Origin of the sequence: Streptomyces sp. NPDC012888 (assembly GCF_042900645.1) — a bacterium.
In the GTDB taxonomy this organism is placed as follows: Bacteria; Actinomycetota; Actinomycetes; order Streptomycetales; family Streptomycetaceae; genus Streptomyces.
This window is the reverse complement of sequence record NZ_JBIBBM010000011.1, coordinates 118,497-133,978: the sequence shown is the minus strand read 5'-3', so window position 1 is coordinate 133,978 and position 15,482 is coordinate 118,497. Positions and strand designations below refer to the sequence as shown.

Below are 15,482 nucleotides of genomic sequence, written 5' to 3'. Positions count from 1 at the left end.
CCCTCGGTCGGGCCGGTCGACCCCTGCGGGTCCCCGACGGTACGTCAGGGGATCCCGGGCGGATCGAGATCGTCGAAGGGTACGGAGAAGTCGATCGCCGGCGCCGCAACGCGCGTAGCGAAATCGTCGTGACGGGCCCCGGTCGCGACGATCACCCACACGGTGACCTCACCGCCCGCCCCGTCCCGCACTCCCCAGTCCTGGGCGAGGGCGCTGATGATGTTCAGCCCCCGGCCGCCTCGCGCCGTGACGGAGGGAGTGGCCGGAACCGGGCGGGTGGGTCCGCCGCCGTCCGTCACCTCCACCGTCAGCCGGCCCGCCGCGTCCACGCGCCACGCCGCCCGTACGTCCCCGTCGCCCACACCGCCGGTGCCCAGCGGTCTGCCGTGCCGGCAGGCATTGCTGAGCAGTTCGGAAAGGATCAGTACCGCGTCGTCGACGACCGGTTCGGAGACCCCGCTCATGCGCAACTGCTCACGCATGCGGTGTCTCGCCTCTCCCACGCCCGCAGGACCATGGGGTACGGCCATGCACGACGACGTGGGCACTTCCTGTGCCACCACCAACGCCACCCCCGGAACCTCCTTAGCCCCACGCCATGGTCTGGATGCCCCAATGGCCTGGACCGGAAACCGCCTGTGGAGCCGCCTCTGACGCATTCATGACCAGTGGATACGCAGTGGATGCGCCGGAGCACGCCGCGTGACCCCTGGTGGGCCTGGTGCGGGTGGGCAAAAGGGGACGTCAGCGCCCGAGCTGGGACAGAACCTGGCGCGGCCGGTTGGTGATGATCGCTTCCACACCCAGATCAGCGCAGAGCTGAACGTCCCCGGGTTCGTTCACGGTCCACACGTGCACCGGATACCCCGCGTCCTGGAGTTTCCGGATGAAACCAGGATGATTGCGCACGATCCGGATGCCCGGCCCCGCGATGCGGGTCCCGGCCGGCAGCCGCCCGTCCCGCATCCGCGGCGAGACGAACTGCATCAGGTAGACGGTGGGGATGGTGGGGGCGGCCGCGCGCACCCGGTGCAGGGACCGGGCCGAGAAGCTCATGATCCGGACCGGGTGCGGTCCGTCGGCGGGCGGGTCGTCCAGACCGAACCGCTTGAGGAGGGTGAGGAGCCGCTCCTCCACCTGTCCGGCCCAGCGGGTCGGGTGCTTCGTCTCGATGGCCAGTTCGACCGGCCGCCCCGCGTCCGCCACCAGCTCGAGCAGCCGCTCCAGGGTGAGCACCGAGGTCCGCTCGGAGGCCCGCTCGGGGTCGGTGTCCCAGTCCGGGGACTCGTCCCGGTCCTTCCAGGAGCCGAAGTCGAGCGCGGCCAGGTCGGCCAGCTCCAGGGCCGAGACCGCGCCGCGGCCGTTGGAGGTGCGGTTCACCCGCCGGTCGTGCACCAGCACCAGATGGCCGTCCGCGGTCAGCCGTACGTCGCATTCGAGCGCGTCGGCGCCGGCCTCGATGGCCGTGCGGTAGGCGGCCAGGGTGTGCTCGGGGGCCTCTTCCGAGGCCCCCCGGTGGGCTACGACCTGGATGGTGCGCGGCGTTGCTTGGGTCACCCGGTCATGGTGCCACCGCGGTGGGCGGGCGTGCCGGGCCGGGCGCGGACCCACAGGTCCGGCTTACAGTGCTCTGACAGTCCATGGGAAAGGCTTTGCCCAGGAACTTGTGCGGCCGGTCGATCGTTCAGTCGGACCGACCCGGCGTTGGCCGCCGGCGTCCCAGAAGCCGTATGTGACGAGGAGAGAGCGCTGTGAGCACCGAGAACGAGGGCAACGCGGCCCCTGCGACCCCCGCGGCCCCGTCCGCACCTCCCGTGCCGGTGGACGCGACCGCTCCCACGGCCGAGGCCGCGCCGCCCGCCACCCCTGCGCCGGCCCCCGCGCCCGCGCCGGCCGCCCCTGCCCAGGCGCACTCCCCGGCCGAGCCGCCGACGCAGCAGCTGCCGCCCACCCCGGCGCAGCCGCCCGCCGCGCCCACTCCCCCGCCCGGCGGGTACCAGCCGCCCGCGGCGCACGGTGCCGGGGCCGGCTGGCCCCCGCCCCCGCCGGTCGTCCCGGCGTACGGAGCGACCGGCGGACACCCGCACGGCGGCTGGGGCGCCCCGCTGACCACCAACGGCATGCCGCCCGCCAAGCCCAGGGGGCGCGGCGGCCTGATCGCCGGCGTGCTCGTGGCCGCGCTGCTCGCCGGCGGCCTCGGCGGAGGCATCGGTTACTGGGCCGCGGAGCGCGGTGACACCGGCATCGGCAGCACGACCGTCACCGCAGGGAACACCCCCAAGGACCTCAAGCGCGAGCCGGGCTCCGTCGCAGGGCTGGCCGCCCGGGCCCTGCCCAGCGTGGTGACCATCCAGGCCCAGGCGGGCGACGGCGAGGGCGGCACCGGCACCGGCTTCGTCTACGACCAGCAGGGCCACATCCTCACCAACAACCACGTGGTGGCCTCCGCGGCCGAGGGCGGAAAGCTTTCCGCGACCTTCTCCAACGGCAAGAAGTACGAGGCCGAGGTGATCGGCCGGGCCCAGGGCTACGACGTGGCCGTGCTCAAGCTGAAGAACCCGCCGGCCGGCCTGGCCCCGCTGCCGCTCGGCGACTCCGACAAGGTCGCCGTCGGCGACCCGACGATCGCGATCGGAGCCCCGTTCGGCCTGTCGAACACGGTCACCACCGGCATCGTCAGCGCCAAGAACCGACCGGTCGCCTCCGGCGACGGCTCCAGCAACAAGAACTCGTACATGAGCGCCCTCCAGACGGACGCCTCCATCAACCCCGGCAACTCCGGCGGCCCCCTGCTCGACGGCCGCGGCGCCGTCATCGGCATCAACTCGGCGATCCAGTCGGCGGGCAACGGAGGCTTCGGCGGTGGCCAGGCCGGCTCCATCGGCCTCGGCTTCGCCATCCCGGTCAACCAGGCCAAGACCGTCGCCGACCAGCTGATCAAGACCGGCAAGCCGGTCTACCCGGTGATCGGCGTCTCCGTGGACCTCCAGGCGCGCACCGACGGTGCCGTCATCTCCAACAAGGGCGGCACGCCGAGCGAGCTGGTCGACCCGAACGGGCCGGCCGGCAAGGCGGGTCTGCAGCCCGGCGACGTCATCACCCAGCTCGGCGGCAAGCCGATCGACAGCGGCCCCACCCTGATCAGCGAGATCTGGACGCACAAGCCGGGCGAGACCCTGAAGCTGACCTACCTGCGCGACGGAGCCCCGCACACCGTCGACATCACGCTCGGCTCGCGGGTCGGGGACAAGTAGCCCCCTGCCGGGCCCAGGTGGCCCGGTGGCGCGAGGCCATGGGCCATGGCTCGATGGCGAGGGACCGCAGGCGCGAATGCACCTACGGTCCCTCCCAACGTCCGCTTATGCTTCAGGGGTGTTCGATTCACGACACATACGGACGTTTCACGAGGTGGTCCTCACCGGGTCCTACTCGGCGGCCGCCCGCGTCCTCGGCTACACCCAGCCGGCGATCACGCAGCAGATGAAGGCGCTCGAACGCGCCGTGGGCACACCGTTGTTCACCCGCGTCGGCCGGCGGATGCAGCTTACCGAGGCGGGCGAGTCCCTGGCCCGGCACGCCGAGAGCATCCTCGGCACCCTCAGCGCCGCCCAGCAGCAGATGAAGGCGTACGCCAGGCTCCGCACCGGCCGGGTCCGCCTCTGCGGCTTCCCCAGCGCCAACGTCTCCCTGGTCCCGGAAGCACTCAGCGGCCTCGCCAAGGACCACCCGGGGGTGCAGGTCGAACTGCTGGAGGGCGAGCCACCGGACTCCCTGCACCGGCTCCAGCGCGGGGAGTGCGACATCACCCTCGCGTTCACCTATCCCGGGCTGCACGAGGAGATCCCCGAAGAGGTCGCCGAGGTCAGGCTGCTGGAGGACCAGCTGACGGTGCTGCTGCCCAACGGCCACCCGCTGGCGCGGCGCCGGGCGGTGAACCTGGCCGACCTCGCCGAGGAGCAGTGGATAGCCGGATGCCCGCGGTGCCGTGCGAACCTGCTGCACGAGTGCGCGGAGCTGGGCTTCGTCCCCGACATCCGGTTCGCGACGGACGACAACCTCGTGGTGCAGAGCCTGGTCGCCCAGGGCCTCGGGGTGGCGATGATGCCGGCCCTGGTCCTGCCCTCGCTGGCACTGAACCGGGTCTGCGGCCGGGCCCTGTTGCCGGCCGCCCGCCGCCACATCTCCGCGTACGTCTACCGGGACCATCTGCGGGTGCCGGCCACGGCCGTGGTGCTGGACGCGCTCAAGCGTGCGGCCGGCAACCGGGTCGGCTGCTGATCCACTTCCCCACCCATAAGCGGAGCTTGCGATTTTGGGTGAGAACTGTCGTTGGACGTGATGGATCGGCGCGCCGACGCTGCCCCTATGACCACCACGACGCCGGCCCGCACCACCACCTCGAGGATGGCCGCCCTCGTCCGTGACATCCGCAAGGCCGTCGACCGGGGTCTGGCCCCGGACATCACCGCGTACCTGGTCGGTGAACTGCTCGCCCCGCACCTGGGGGCGGAGGACCTGCTCACTCCGGAACAGCAGGAAGGCGACCCTGAGCACTACCGCCAGCACGTCCTGCACGCCGAGCCCGACGGCGGCTTCTCCGTCGTCGCCCTGGTGTGGCTGCCCGGGCAGGAGACCTGCATCCACGACCACGTCTCCTGGTGCGTGGCCGGGGTGCACCAGGGCGAGGAGAGCGAGCGCCGCTACCGGCTGGCTCCCGGCACCGGCGGTGCCGCCCGGCTGGTCCCCACCGAGGACGTGGTCAACGGACCGGGCGAGGTGTGCGGGTTCGCGCCGCCGGGAGACATCCACCGGGTCCGAAACTCCTGTACGGACAAGGCGATATCGATCCACGTCTACGGCGCGGACATATCCCGGCTGGGCACCAGCATCCGCCGCGTCTACACGCTGCCCACCGACTGATGGCGCTCCTCAACCGCCCGCGGATCAGGGACGACCGCGGTGTTTCACGTGAAACGCGGGCTCAAAAGCCCTCCACATGGCCGGGGTTGGGGTTGGCGGCGACGGGCGCGCTGGCCGCGTGGGGCGTCCACCGGCTGTTCCCCGCCGTGCCGATGCTCACCGCCGCGGTCGTCCTCGGCATCACCGCGGCCCATCTGCCCCGCCTGCGCTCCGTGGTGCGCGGCCCGGCCCGCCCCGGGCTGTCACTCGCCGGACGTCGGCTGATGCGCATCGGCATCGTCCTGCTGGGCCTCGGGCTCGGCCTGGACGAGGTGGTGCGCCTGGGCTGGGGAACGGTGGCCATGGTCTTCGCGGTGGTGGCCGCCACCTTCCTCGGCACGCTGTGGCTCGGACGCCGGCTCGGGCTGCGCGGTGACCAGCCGCTGCTGATCGCGACCGGCTACTCGATCTGCGGCGCCTCAGCCATCGGGGCCGTCAGTGAGGTGTCCGGCAGTGACGAGGAGGACGTGGCCTCGTCGGTGGCGCTGGTGACCCTGTGCGGCACCCTGGCCATGGCCGTCCTTCCGCTGCTCCAGGGCCCACTGGGCCTCGGCGAGCTCGGCTTCGGGCGCTGGGTGGGCGCGAGCGTCCACGACGTGGGCCAGGTGGTGGCCGCCGCGCAGACCGCCGGCCCGGTGGCGCTGGGCGAGGCGGTCCTGGTCAAGCTGATGCGGGTGGCGCTGCTGGCCCCGCTGGTGGCCGCCGTGGCCTTCGCGCTGCGGGCCCGTCGGCGCGGGGTACGCACCGCCTCCGGACGGCGGCCGGCACCCGTCCCGCTCTTCGTGGCGGGCTTCCTGCTCGCTGCCGGGGTGCGGGCGACGGGGCTGGTCCCGGACCTCGCCCTGGAATGGGCGCGCACCGCACAGGAGGGCCTGCTCGCGGCGGCCCTGTTCGGCCTGGGGAGCGCGGTGCACCTGCCGACCCTGGCCCGCACGGGCGGCCGGGCGGCCGCGCTGGGCCTGAGCGCCTGGGTGGTGGTGGCCGGGGTGTCGTACGCGGGCGTGCTGCTGACCGTATGAGGGGCCGGGCGGGGGTGCGCGTCCCGTCGGCCATTCCCGGTCCGGAACCCGCCATTCAATGACGAGTACCTGACAAGCAACGCCTCTCGTGCCACTCTGCCCCAGCAAGCCGATCCGCACCGACAGCTCTTCATCCCCCACCCTGCCCGGGCCCGACCGGCCCGGCGCACGGCAGAAGGAGTCTGCGTGAATCGCCTTTCCACGCCCGCCACCTCCGCCCTGCTCGCCGCGGGCGCCCTGATCGCGGGCGCCCTCACGGCCGCCACCCCCTCGGCCGCCGCCACCACCCCGGCGTCCTTCGAGCAACGGCACACCCAGGGGTTCTGGACCGCCGAGCGGATGCGCTCCGCCACGCCGCTGGACGTCACGGCCACCCCGGGCGCCAAGCGCCTGGAGGTCAGCACCTCCGCCACACCCACCCGCATCGCCCCGACCGCGGCCGCCTCTCCCACGGCGTTCCCGCAGGCCGGCGGCGCCTGGACGGGCGGGGGCGCGGTCGTGCGCACCTCGGGCCGGGTCTTCTTCACCATGGGCGGCCGGACCGCCTCCTGCTCCGGCGACTCGATCACCAGCGCCAACGGCAGCACGGTGATCACGGCCGGCCACTGCGTGAAGTACCAGGGCGCCTGGCACACCAACTGGGTCTTCGTGCCCGCGTACGACAACGGCAACGCGCCCTACGGCCAGTGGGCGGCCACCAAGACCCTCGCCACCGACCAGTGGGCGGCCAGCGAGGACATGAACCACGACGTCGGCTACGCGGTAGTGGCTCCACTGAACGGCCAGAAGCTCAGCCAGGCGGTCGGCGCCCAGGGCGTCCTCTTCAACGGCGGCTACAACAAGCGGATGTACTCCTTCGGCTTCCCGGCGGCCTCACCGTACGACGGCAGCAAGCTGGTCTACTGCAGCGGCAACAGCGGCAAGGACTTCCTGCTGACCAAGGACCACAGCCTGGCCTGCAACATGACGGGCGGTTCCAGCGGCGGTCCGTGGTTCCAGGACTTCAACGAGGCCACCGGTCTCGGCACCCAGGTCTCGGTCAACAGCTTCGGCTACACCTTCCTGCCGAACCGGATGTACGGCCCGTACCTCGGCAACGAGGCCAAGGCGGCCTACGACAAGGCCCAGACCTCCTGACCCGCCCCCGGCACCCGCCCGGCCCGGTACTCTGTACCGGCCAGGTGGGTTGCCCGAGCGGCCTAAGGGAACGGTCTTGAAAACCGTCGTGGCGGCGACGTCACCGTGGGTTCAAATCCCACACCCACCGCACCGAGGTCGCGAAGCCGACCGTACGCAGGGCGGGCCCCGAACTCCGGGGCCCGCCCTCCGTGTCGGATCAGTCGGATCAGTCGGATCCGGCCACGACCCGCCGGCGGCTCCGCCGGGTACGCCACTCCCACACCACGTGCGCCAGGACGGCCACGGCGGCGAGGACGGCGAGCGCGCGGACGCCGCTCCAGACGGGGGCGACACCGGGCCCGGCGGTGGCCGCTTCCACGTCCAGCCGCCAGGAGGTCTCGAAGAAGGCGATCAGCGGACCGAGCAGACGGAACGGAAAACCCGCGATACCGGGAATTCGCGCCAGGTTCCCGATGATTCCCAGCGGGGCGCCGAAAACGAAGGCGAGTACGCCCCAGACGACGACCTTCGACCAGTCGCCGCCGCCGCTCGGTGCGAATGATCCGTCCACGCCTATCGGAGTGACCGGGCTCAGGGCCTTGAGCAGGTAGTAGACGACCACTCCGAGGGCCAATGCCGAAGGGGCCAGCCAAGCCGCCTCGGATTTCGGGGGGCGCAGAAAGCCGACCAGGAGGCCGAAACAGGCCCAGGACCAGCCCGCGGAGAACACGATGCTCACGGCGTGAAAGAACGGGCCGTCGCATTTGCCCGCGAGTGCGCCCAGCGCGCCGAGCATCACGCCTGCCCCGAGGGTCACCAGCACGGACGCGACGCGGCCACCCGGAGAATTCACTTACGTTTCCTCATCCTGCGGACCACCGCTGAAAGGGAGAAGGGGAGCGTCCGTGTTCCCGAGCGGGAATCCGGGGCGCCCTGGCGTTCTGCTCGGTACTTGGCGTAGGAGGTGTGGCAGGTGTGGGCGAGGCCCGCCGTGTGAGCTCCGGGTCCCGCCGCCGACGGAGACGACGGCGGCCGGGGTGGGTCGGACCCGGCTTCGCCAGGCGGGGATCGTGACGCCCGGCGCGGCGGGCGCGCGGGTGCGGAGGATGCTCCTGGCGAAGTCTCTCGGGAGAGCCGAACAAGATCGTCTTCCGTCTTCCGGTCGCCTGTAAAGGGATTTTCATAGGATGGCTGGAACTTTTCTTGACGGTGTCCGGATCTCTGGAGAAATCACATGAGGAAGGGGCGTCCCGAACGGGACGCCCCTTCCTCATGTCGTGCAGGTTGATCAGGACCAGCCCGGCTCCAGCAGGGCCGCGGCGCGGGACCAGCCGGGCTCCTCGGTGGCGGCCGCGGTCACGTTCACGGAGTGCTCGGCAGGGGTTTCCGCGGCGGTGCCGAGAACGACGGCGAGGAGGGCGGCGGTGGTGGCGAGGAGAGCGGCGAACTTGCGGGGCATGGTGGCGAAACCCTGTCCGTGAGTGCGGGGAGTTGGCTGGCCGTCGCTCTGTGCTCCGGCTGATGCCATCGTGCCCAGCCAAAACCGGTCCTGTCCCCGGTTTTCGCTGGCACAAAGCGACCTGACATATGCGTGCCAGCGGCCCGCTGGGTGGACGGAAACGTCCGTGCTGTGGACCCCGGGTTGTGCTGAGGGGCCTGTGAGCTGCACAATTCGGCCTGCATGACCGTTCTCGGAGAGGCGTTGCGAAGCCCGGTAACCCGGTTGCTCCGCCGCCGCCGCCAGCGTTGCGGGTGCTCGTTCCGGATGCCGCTCCGACTGTGAGCTGGGGGGCTCCTGTTGCTGGTTTCTCTTGGGCTGACCGAGGGCTCGGACGCGGTGTACCGCCTCGTGCTCAAACGGCCGAACACCGCCGTCTCGGAGGTCGTGGCCGAACTCGCCCGTCCCGAGGCCGAGGTGGTGCAGGACCTGGAGGAGCTGACCCGCCTCTCCCTCCTCGCGGCCACCTGGCGCACCGACGGCCTGTTGCGGGTGGTGAACCCCCAGGCGGCGCTGGACTCGCTGCTCGCCCACCAGCAGGCCGAGATAGCCCAGCGGCACCGCGCCCTCGCCGAGAGCCAGGCCGCCGCCAGCGCGCTGTTGCAGCACTTCGCCGAACTCCACCCCGCCCAGCCGGCGCAGGCCGAGCGGTTCGAGGGGGTGGAGGCGGTCCGCGCCAAACTGGCCGTACTGAACGCGGGGATACGCAGGGAGTCGGTCAGTTTCCAGCCGGGCGGGCCGGTACCCGCCGCCCAGTTCAAGGCGAGCGAGCCTCTGACCGAGGACCTGATCGCGCGGGGCGTGCGGATCAGGACGATCTACCAGGACTCCATCCGCAACGACGCCGCCACCCTGGAGCACGCCCGCTGGCTGACCGAGCGCGGCGGCCAGGTCCGCACGGCGCCCGCGCTGCCGATGCGGCTGGTCATCGCCGACCGGGAGTCCGCGCTGCTGCCGATCGACCCGGCCGACAGCGCGCGGGGCGCCGTACTGCTGCGGGAGCCGGGGGCGGTCGCCGCGTTCTGCGCCCTGTTCGAGGCGGTGTGGGAGACGGCCACCCCGTTCGGGGAGCCGGCCCGGCGCAGCCTCGACGACCCCGGTTCCCAGCCGCGCGAACTGCTGCGCCTGCTGGCGCAGGGCTACACCGACGAGGCCGCCGCCCGCCGGCTGGGGATCTCCCTGCGCAGCGAACGGCGGCTGATCTCCGAGCTCATGGAGAAGCTCGACGCGCAGAGCCGGTTCCAGCTCGGCCAGCGCGCCGTCGAGCACGGCCTGATCTAGCGGCCGGGCCGGGCCGTCAGCAGGCGCAGGCGATGCCCGAGACGGGGGCGGTCAGCGGGTCCGGGGCGGACTGCCGCAGGCCGTTCGTGTCCTCGACCGGGAAGCCCTCGCGCGACCAGTACTCGAAGCCGCCCAGCATCTCCTTGACCTGGTAGCCGGCGGTGGCGAAGGCGTGCGCGGCGCGGGTCGCGCCGTTGCAGCCGGGGCCCCAGCAGTAGGTGACGACGATGCTGCCGGCCGGCACCAGCTCCGCGGCGCGGGCCGGGATCTCGTCGGTCGGCAGGTGCAGGGCGCCGGGGACGTGCCCCTGGTCCCAGGCCTCGGTGCTGCGCGTGTCCACCAGCACGAAGCCGGGGTCGCCCGCCTGCAGGTCGGCGTGCACGTCGGACACGTCGGCCTCGAAGGTGAACCGGCGGTGGAAGTGGGCGGCGGCGGTGGCCGGGTCAGCCGGCGGGACGCGCAGCACCTTCGAGGGGGCGGTCGGGGCGATGGTCATGGCGGGACTCCTCGGTACGGGGGCGGCGCAGGGCCGCGGAAACGGTGAACAGGAAGATGGCGGCGGTGGCGGTGCCGGGCCCGAGCAGCAGGGCGGCCACGCCGTGGTGGGACGGGAGCGCGACGAGTGCGCCCAGGGCGAGGACGGCGGCGGCCGGGACGCCGGTACCGCCGGGCAGCCCGGTGCAGGCGGCCCAGTACCCGCCGGCCGCTCGCAGGTTGGACACGCAGTACACCGAGCAGAGCGCGGCCGAGGCCAGGCCCAGCACGGCCACGGCGGCGGCCGGCGCGGCCGCCGGGTTCCCGGCGGGCCGGAGCAGCAGCCCGTACAGCGCGGCCGCGAGGCCAAGTCCGAGCAGGGTGCCGCCGAGGGCGGTACGCCGGCCCGGTACCGCCGACTCCAGGCCGACCCAGCCGAACAGCAGCGGGACGGCGAGCAGTGGCTGGGCCCAGTCGGCGGGGGCCGCCAGGGGCGCGCCGCCCAGCAGCCACCACGCCCCGGCCAGCCCCAGCGCGGCGGCCGGCCGGAGCCGGCGCGCGGCGGACGGCACACCCGCCGCCGGGGCCGGGCGTACGGTGGCGCGGGCCGCGGCCAGGACCAGTACGGCCGCACCGGCCGCCACGGTCCAGCCGGCCGCGACGGGGCTCCCGACGGCCGCACCGGGGCTCCCGACGGCCGGCACCGCGTCCCAGCCGCTGTCCCCGCCGAGCAGCCCCGGCAGCCCCGGCAGTCCCGCGGCGGCGAGGGCGGCCGCCAGGAACTGCCCGGCGGCCAGCGCGACGGCGGCCTGGCCGGTGGCGAACCCCGCGAAGTACAGGCCCCGCACCCCCCGGGCGGCGCCCGGCCCGAACCGGGCGCGGACGAACTCCGGCGGACCGCCGTACTCCGTACCGCCGGACTCCGTACCGCCGGCCGCGGCCACCAGCAGGCACCACAGCGCCAGCGCTCCGGCGAGGGCGGCCGCCGTCCACGGGTGCACGGCCGGGGCCAGGGCGGCGGGCAGCAGCAGCGTCCCCAGCCCCAGCACCGCGGCGAGCGTGCGCGCGGCCCGGGCGATCACGACAGTTCGTGGAAGAAGACCGGCAGGCCGGCCGGCAGCGCGGTGCCCTCGGGCAGCAGCCGGACCCCGGCGTCGACCCATCCGGGCATCCGGGTCCGGAGCTCCACCGGCAGGCCCAGCCGCTCCGCGAGGAACGCCGACCAGCCGGGGGTCACGGCGGCCGCGGCCACCGCGGTCGCGGCCAGCAGCTCCAGCTGGGCCACCAGCCGGCCCGCGTACTCCTCGCGGTGCTCCGCGCCGGCGCCGCGCAGGACGCTCAGCGCGTGCAGGTCGGCGGCGGCCCGGTCCACGGCGGTGGCGATGGCGGCGGCGGCCCGCTGCGGGGAGAAGGCCTCGGCGCCGAGGGCGGCGGCGACCTCCGCCGGGAGCGCGTCCCGCTCGGCGGCCAGCGGGCCGGCCGGGGCGGCGGCGGGCACCACGGAGCCGAAGTCCTGCGCGAACAGGTCGAGGACCGTGTCCGTCCACCGGTCGATGCCGCCGGCCAGCACCGTCGAGACGGTGTCGGCGAACTCCTTCATGGAGAAGTTGTTCTGCTCCCGCTCCGGGCCGGTGAGGCAGAGGTGGAATCGCAGCGCGTCGGCGTTGACCCGGCGCAGGAACTCCCCGCCCCAGATGGCGTGGCCGCGGCTGGTGGAGAACTTGTCGCCCTCCAGCCGGTAGAACTCGTTGATGACCACCTGGGAGGGCAGGGTCAGTTCACCCTGTGCCAGCAACAGCGCGGGCCAGAGCACGGCGTGCGAGAAGGAGCAGTCGAACCCGATGAAGTTGACGACCCGGGTGTCGGGGTCGGTCCACAGTCGCTGCCATTCGTCCGCGTCTCCGTTCGCTTCGGCCAGCCGCGCGGTGCCGGCCACGTAGCCCCAGATGCCGCTGAACCAGGTGTCGAGGATGTGGCCCTCCCAGCCGGGCAGCGGGACCGGAATGCCGTAGTCCGCCTCGCGGCTGATCGGGGTGTCGGGGAGTTCGCGCTCGAACAACCCCTCCAGGTACGAGATCAGCCGCGGCCGCCACTCGGCCTCGGCCTGCGCCTGCGCGTAGTACGCGCCGAGCCGCTCCCGGTACCGCTCCAGCGGGAAGACGATGCGCCGCAGGGTGCGGGTCTCCGGGGCGGTCCAGCAGGCGGTGCACTTGGGCGCGGCCAGGCCCGCCGGGTCCTGGGGCAGGCCGCACGCCTCGCAGTAGACGCCGTCGGAGGGGTCCCCGCAGAACTGGCACTCGCCGCGCACCTCGGCCTCGTACAGGTAGCGGTCGCAGGGCGCGCAGTGGAAGACGGGCAGCTCGCGCACCTCCAGCGCGCCGGACTCCCACAGCTCGAGGAAGAAGCGCTGGACGAAGGAGGTGTGGGCGTCGTCGGTCAGCGGGCGGGTGAACCAGTCGTGGTGCATGGCGCCCAGGGAGAGGGTCTCCTCCATGCGGTCGCCGAAGAGCCGGGCGGTCGGGTGGGCGGTGGAGCCGATCTCGGCCGCCCGCCGCGGGACGTAGCAGGAGTGCTCGTCGGAGTAGCCGACGTAGCGGACCTCGTGGCCGCGCTGGCGCAGGTGACGGCTGAGCACGTCGGCGCCGAGGAACGGGCCGGACAGGTGGCCCAGGTGCAGGTCGCCGTTCGGGTTCGGCGGGGCACTGGTGACGACGTAGGCGGTCATGACGTGTGGGTTCCTTCGCTGAAGATCAGGGGTGCGGGCGCCGGGGACGAAGCGGCGACGGCCAGCGGGGGGAGGGCGGCGGAGGCGGCGGCGACCACCCGGGTGCTGGGCGGCAGGTCGTCGAGGACGACCGAGTGGGCGCCGATCCGGGAGTCCTCGCCGATGGTGACGGGACCCAGGACGCTGGCCCCGGTGCCGATCACCACGCGGTCGCCGACGACCGGGTGGCGGCGGGAGCCGCTGGGCCGGCGCAGGTCCTTCCACCAGCCCACCGAGCCGAGGGTGACCTGGTGGTAGAGCATCACGTCGTCGCCGATGCGGACGGTCTCGCCGATGACCACCGCCGTGCCGTGGTCGATGAAGAAGCGGCGGCCGATCCGGGCGCCGGGGTGGATCTCGATGCCGGACACGGCGCGGGCCAGCAGCGACAGCGCCCGGGCGGTGGTGCGGCGGCCGCGCAGCCACAGCCAGTGCGCCGCCCGGTACGTCCACAGGGCGTGGATGTGCGGGTAGAGCAGCACCTCGGCGCGGGATGCGGCGGCCGGATCCTTGGCGAGGACGGTCTCGACGTCCTCGCGCAGCAGCGCCCACAGGCGCGGAGCCGGCTCCTCGCCGGCCGCGGACGTACCCGGCCGGGCCGGCCCGGCGGCACCGGCGGCACCGGCGGTACCGGCGGTACCGGCGAGCGCGCCGGCCGCGCCGACCGCGGCGGTCCCCGCGGTCGCCCCGGACGCCACGTTCCCCGGCTCCGGGCCGGTGCCCGCTGCCGTGCTGTCACATGTGGTCATAAGGCGCCTCCGGGCGGATCGGGCGGCCCGCGAGGAACCGCTGCGGCCGGTACGGCTCCAGCAGCTCCTGCACGGCCTTGCCGGGCACGGCGCCGCCCTCGGTGATCTCCTTCGCGGCGAGTTCGGCCACGGCCGGCGCCAGCTTGAAGCCGCCGCCGCTGAAGCCGAGCGCCAGGTACAGCCCGTCCGGGCCGGCCGCGCCGACCACGGGCCGCTTGTCCGGGGTGTAGCCGTCGAGCCCGGAGCGGGTGCCCGCGAGCGGGGCGGCGGCCGCCGCGGGAACCCGGCCGCTGATCGCGCGGATCGCGGACTCCAGCTCGGCCTCGGTCAGCGGTTCCACGTCCCGGCCGAGCTCGGTGTCGGGCTTGCTGGGCACGCCGAAGTAGAAGCGGTCCAGGCCGTCGGGCCGGAAGTAGCTGCCGGTGGTGTCGTCGATGCAGGTGGGGACGGAGGCCCCGGACCCGCGCCGGCCGGCGCCGGGCAGCTCGGCCTGGGCCAGGCCGATCCGGCGGGCCGTGACCGGGATGTGGATGCCGAGGTACTCGGCGGGCTTGGAGCCCCAGGCCCCGCCGGCCAGCACCACCAGCGGCGCGTCGATCCGGCCGATGGAGGTCAGCACGCCCGTCACCGTGCCGCCGCGTTCCAGCACCTTGACGGCGCGGATCCCCTCGGACGGGGAGACGCCGAGCCGGTAGGCGGCGGTGAGCAGGGCGGCGGACGCGGCCATCGGGTCGGCGTAGCCGCCGTCCGGCTCGTACGCGGCCACGGCGACGCCCTCGGTGCGCAGGCCGGGGTAGAGCTCCTTGAGCTCGGCCGGGTCGATGACCTCGACCCGGCGGTAGCCGGCCGCCTCGGAGGCGCGGGCGGCGTTCTCCCTGAGGTCCTCGGCGTGGTTCTCGCCGACGATCATCACGAAGCCGGTGCGCCGGTAGCCGCAGTCGCCGCCGATGACGTCGGACCACTGCTCGAACACGGGGAGGCTGCGGGCGGCGAGCCGGGTGTCGGCCGCGGCGGTGTGGTGCAGCCGCAGCAGTCCGCCCGAACGCGAGGTGGCGCCCTGCGCGTTGACCCGGCCCTGGTCGCAGAGGACGATCCGGCCGAGGCCGGCGAGGGCGAGCTGGTGGGCGATGGCCGCGCCGATCACCCCGCCGCCGACGACGACCGCGTCGGCGTGCGCGTGGACGATCGGACTCACCGGTGCACCGCCTCGCCGGCCAGCGGGGCCGAGTCGTCGATGCCGAAACGGGCGGCCCACCTGGCGCGTTCGCGGGAGGTGGCCTCGGCGCCGCCCCACCAGATGGTGACGAAGCGGAGGCGGGTGTCGCCGTCGTTGGTGAGGTCGTGGTCCTGGTCGGGGGTGATGAAGACGGTCTCGCCGGCGCCGACGCGGCGGGTCTCCTCGCCGATGCGCATCACTCCGCTGCCCTCGACGATGAAGAACATCTCGTTCTCGTCGTGCTGGTGCGGGGTGGAGGTCTGACCGGGCGCGACGTCGACCCAGGCGCCGCCCCAGCCGGGCTCGGCCACGGCCTCCGGCCAGGGGAAGATGCGTCGGCCGCTGACGTTGTAGGCCTCCTCGAAGACCATGTCGTCCTCGTGGGCGGTGAAAACGTGCATGT

General features: G+C 73.6%; 16 protein-coding genes and 1 tRNA gene. 7 read left to right on the top strand and 10 right to left on the bottom strand.

The window, feature by feature from the left end; translation table 11 throughout:
• Nucleotides 1–44: 44 nt before the first annotated feature.
• Together ACFY61_RS20575 and ACFY61_RS20570 are read right to left on the bottom strand one after the other, a co-directional pair.
• Nucleotides 45–659, bottom strand: coding sequence for an ATP-binding protein (locus tag ACFY61_RS20575; RefSeq protein ID WP_389473845.1), 615 nt, complete (start codon nucleotides 657–659; stop codon nucleotides 45–47).
• A gap of 85 nt (nucleotides 660–744) precedes the next feature.
• A complete protein-coding gene (locus ACFY61_RS20570; RefSeq protein WP_389473843.1) occupies nucleotides 745–1,557 on the bottom strand; it encodes a glycerophosphodiester phosphodiesterase in 813 nt (270 codons plus the stop codon).
• Nucleotides 1,558–1,751: 194 nt separating this feature from the next.
• Here ACFY61_RS20570 and ACFY61_RS20565 point away from each other — a divergent pair, with 194 nt between their 5' ends.
• The 6 genes from ACFY61_RS20565 (at nucleotide 1,752) to ACFY61_RS20540 (ending at nucleotide 7,245) form a co-directional block, all read left to right on the top strand.
• Nucleotides 1,752–3,254 (top strand): S1C family serine protease, encoded by a 1,503-nt coding sequence (locus tag ACFY61_RS20565; protein ID WP_389473842.1) that lies wholly within the window; start codon nucleotides 1,752–1,754, stop codon nucleotides 3,252–3,254.
• Between the two features lie 118 nt (nucleotides 3,255–3,372).
• Nucleotides 3,373–4,278 carry a LysR family transcriptional regulator gene (locus ACFY61_RS20560; RefSeq protein WP_389473840.1) on the top strand — a complete coding sequence of 302 codons (906 nt, stop codon included), beginning with the start codon at nucleotides 3,373–3,375 and terminating at the stop codon, nucleotides 4,276–4,278.
• 87 nt (nucleotides 4,279–4,365) lie between these two features.
• Nucleotides 4,366–4,920: a cysteine dioxygenase gene (locus ACFY61_RS20555; protein ID WP_389473838.1), complete on the top strand. Its 555-nt coding sequence runs from the start codon at nucleotides 4,366–4,368 to the stop codon at nucleotides 4,918–4,920.
• On the top strand, nucleotides 4,920–5,978 hold the full coding sequence (locus tag ACFY61_RS20550; RefSeq protein WP_389473837.1) for a YeiH family protein: 1,059 nt from the start codon (nucleotides 4,920–4,922) through the stop codon (nucleotides 5,976–5,978). The genes ACFY61_RS20555 and ACFY61_RS20550 overlap by 1 nt, the downstream gene beginning before the upstream one ends.
• Before the next feature lie 186 nt (nucleotides 5,979–6,164).
• On the top strand, nucleotides 6,165–7,115 hold the full coding sequence (locus ACFY61_RS20545; RefSeq protein ID WP_389473836.1) for a trypsin-like serine peptidase: 951 nt from the start codon (nucleotides 6,165–6,167) through the stop codon (nucleotides 7,113–7,115).
• A 43-nt stretch (nucleotides 7,116–7,158) separates the two neighbouring features.
• Nucleotides 7,159–7,245: transfer RNA gene (locus tag ACFY61_RS20540), tRNA-Ser, on the top strand.
• 78 nt (nucleotides 7,246–7,323) lie between these two features.
• On the opposite strand, the gene ACFY61_RS20535 is transcribed toward ACFY61_RS20540, so the two are convergent.
• On the bottom strand, nucleotides 7,324–7,920 hold the full coding sequence (locus ACFY61_RS20535; RefSeq protein ID WP_389473834.1) for a hypothetical protein: 597 nt from the start codon (nucleotides 7,918–7,920) through the stop codon (nucleotides 7,324–7,326).
• Between the two features lie 465 nt (nucleotides 7,921–8,385).
• On the bottom strand, nucleotides 8,386–8,556 hold the full coding sequence (locus ACFY61_RS20530; RefSeq protein WP_389473833.1) for a hypothetical protein: 171 nt from the start codon (nucleotides 8,554–8,556) through the stop codon (nucleotides 8,386–8,388).
• 339 nt (nucleotides 8,557–8,895) lie between these two features.
• Between ACFY61_RS20530 and ACFY61_RS20525 the strand changes: the two genes are divergently transcribed.
• Complete coding sequence (locus ACFY61_RS20525) at nucleotides 8,896–9,876, top strand: DUF6879 family protein (RefSeq protein WP_389473831.1); 981 nt, start codon at nucleotides 8,896–8,898, stop codon at nucleotides 9,874–9,876.
• A 16-nt stretch (nucleotides 9,877–9,892) separates the two neighbouring features.
• On the opposite strand, the gene ACFY61_RS20520 is transcribed toward ACFY61_RS20525, so the two are convergent.
• The 6 genes from ACFY61_RS20520 to ACFY61_RS20495 are packed head-to-tail and all read right to left on the bottom strand — an operon-like array spanning nucleotide 9,893 to nucleotide 15,480.
• The gene (locus ACFY61_RS20520) at nucleotides 9,893–10,372 is read right to left on the bottom strand and encodes a rhodanese-like domain-containing protein (protein ID WP_389473829.1); all 480 of its coding nucleotides are present in this window, start codon (nucleotides 10,370–10,372) and stop codon (nucleotides 9,893–9,895) included.
• The gene (locus ACFY61_RS20515; RefSeq protein ID WP_389473827.1) at nucleotides 10,320–11,432 is read right to left on the bottom strand and encodes a hypothetical protein; all 1,113 of its coding nucleotides are present in this window, start codon (nucleotides 11,430–11,432) and stop codon (nucleotides 10,320–10,322) included. The genes ACFY61_RS20520 and ACFY61_RS20515 overlap by 53 nt, the downstream gene beginning before the upstream one ends.
• Complete coding sequence (locus ACFY61_RS20510) at nucleotides 11,429–13,075, bottom strand: class I tRNA ligase family protein (RefSeq protein ID WP_389473825.1); 1,647 nt, start codon at nucleotides 13,073–13,075, stop codon at nucleotides 11,429–11,431. Before ACFY61_RS20510 ends, ACFY61_RS20515 begins: the two co-directional genes overlap by 4 nt.
• The gene (gene epsC, locus ACFY61_RS20505) at nucleotides 13,072–13,863 is read right to left on the bottom strand and encodes a serine O-acetyltransferase EpsC (RefSeq protein ID WP_389473823.1); all 792 of its coding nucleotides are present in this window, start codon (nucleotides 13,861–13,863) and stop codon (nucleotides 13,072–13,074) included. The genes ACFY61_RS20510 and epsC overlap by 4 nt, the downstream gene beginning before the upstream one ends.
• The gene (locus ACFY61_RS20500) at nucleotides 13,850–15,058 is read right to left on the bottom strand and encodes an NAD(P)/FAD-dependent oxidoreductase (RefSeq protein ID WP_389473821.1); all 1,209 of its coding nucleotides are present in this window, start codon (nucleotides 15,056–15,058) and stop codon (nucleotides 13,850–13,852) included. The genes epsC and ACFY61_RS20500 overlap by 14 nt, the downstream gene beginning before the upstream one ends.
• Nucleotides 15,055–15,480, bottom strand: a complete 426-nt coding sequence (locus ACFY61_RS20495) for a cupin domain-containing protein (RefSeq protein ID WP_389473819.1) — start codon at nucleotides 15,478–15,480, stop codon at nucleotides 15,055–15,057. The genes ACFY61_RS20500 and ACFY61_RS20495 overlap by 4 nt, the downstream gene beginning before the upstream one ends.
• Between the last annotated feature and the right edge of the window lie 2 nt (nucleotides 15,481–15,482).

Excerpts from the sequence above, each read along its gene's own strand:
- ACFY61_RS20510 (WP_389473825.1), bottom strand. The coding sequence starts at position 13,075 with ATGACCGCCTACGTCGTCACCAGTGCCCCGCCGAACCCGAACGGCGAC.
- ACFY61_RS20575 (WP_389473845.1), bottom strand. The coding sequence starts at position 659 with ATGCGTCAGAGGCGGCTCCACAGGCGGTTTCCGGTCCAGGCCATTGGG.
- ACFY61_RS20555 (WP_389473838.1), top strand. The coding sequence starts at position 4,366 with ATGACCACCACGACGCCGGCCCGCACCACCACCTCGAGGATGGCCGCC.
- epsC (WP_389473823.1), bottom strand. The coding sequence starts at position 13,863 with ATGACCACATGTGACAGCACGGCAGCGGGCACCGGCCCGGAGCCGGGG.
- ACFY61_RS20550 (WP_389473837.1), top strand. The coding sequence starts at position 4,920 with ATGGCGCTCCTCAACCGCCCGCGGATCAGGGACGACCGCGGTGTTTCA.
- ACFY61_RS20530 (WP_389473833.1), bottom strand. The coding sequence starts at position 8,556 with ATGCCCCGCAAGTTCGCCGCTCTCCTCGCCACCACCGCCGCCCTCCTC.
- ACFY61_RS20495 (WP_389473819.1), bottom strand. The coding sequence starts at position 15,480 with ATGCACGTTTTCACCGCCCACGAGGACGACATGGTCTTCGAGGAGGCC.
- ACFY61_RS20520 (WP_389473829.1), bottom strand. The coding sequence starts at position 10,372 with ATGACCATCGCCCCGACCGCCCCCTCGAAGGTGCTGCGCGTCCCGCCG.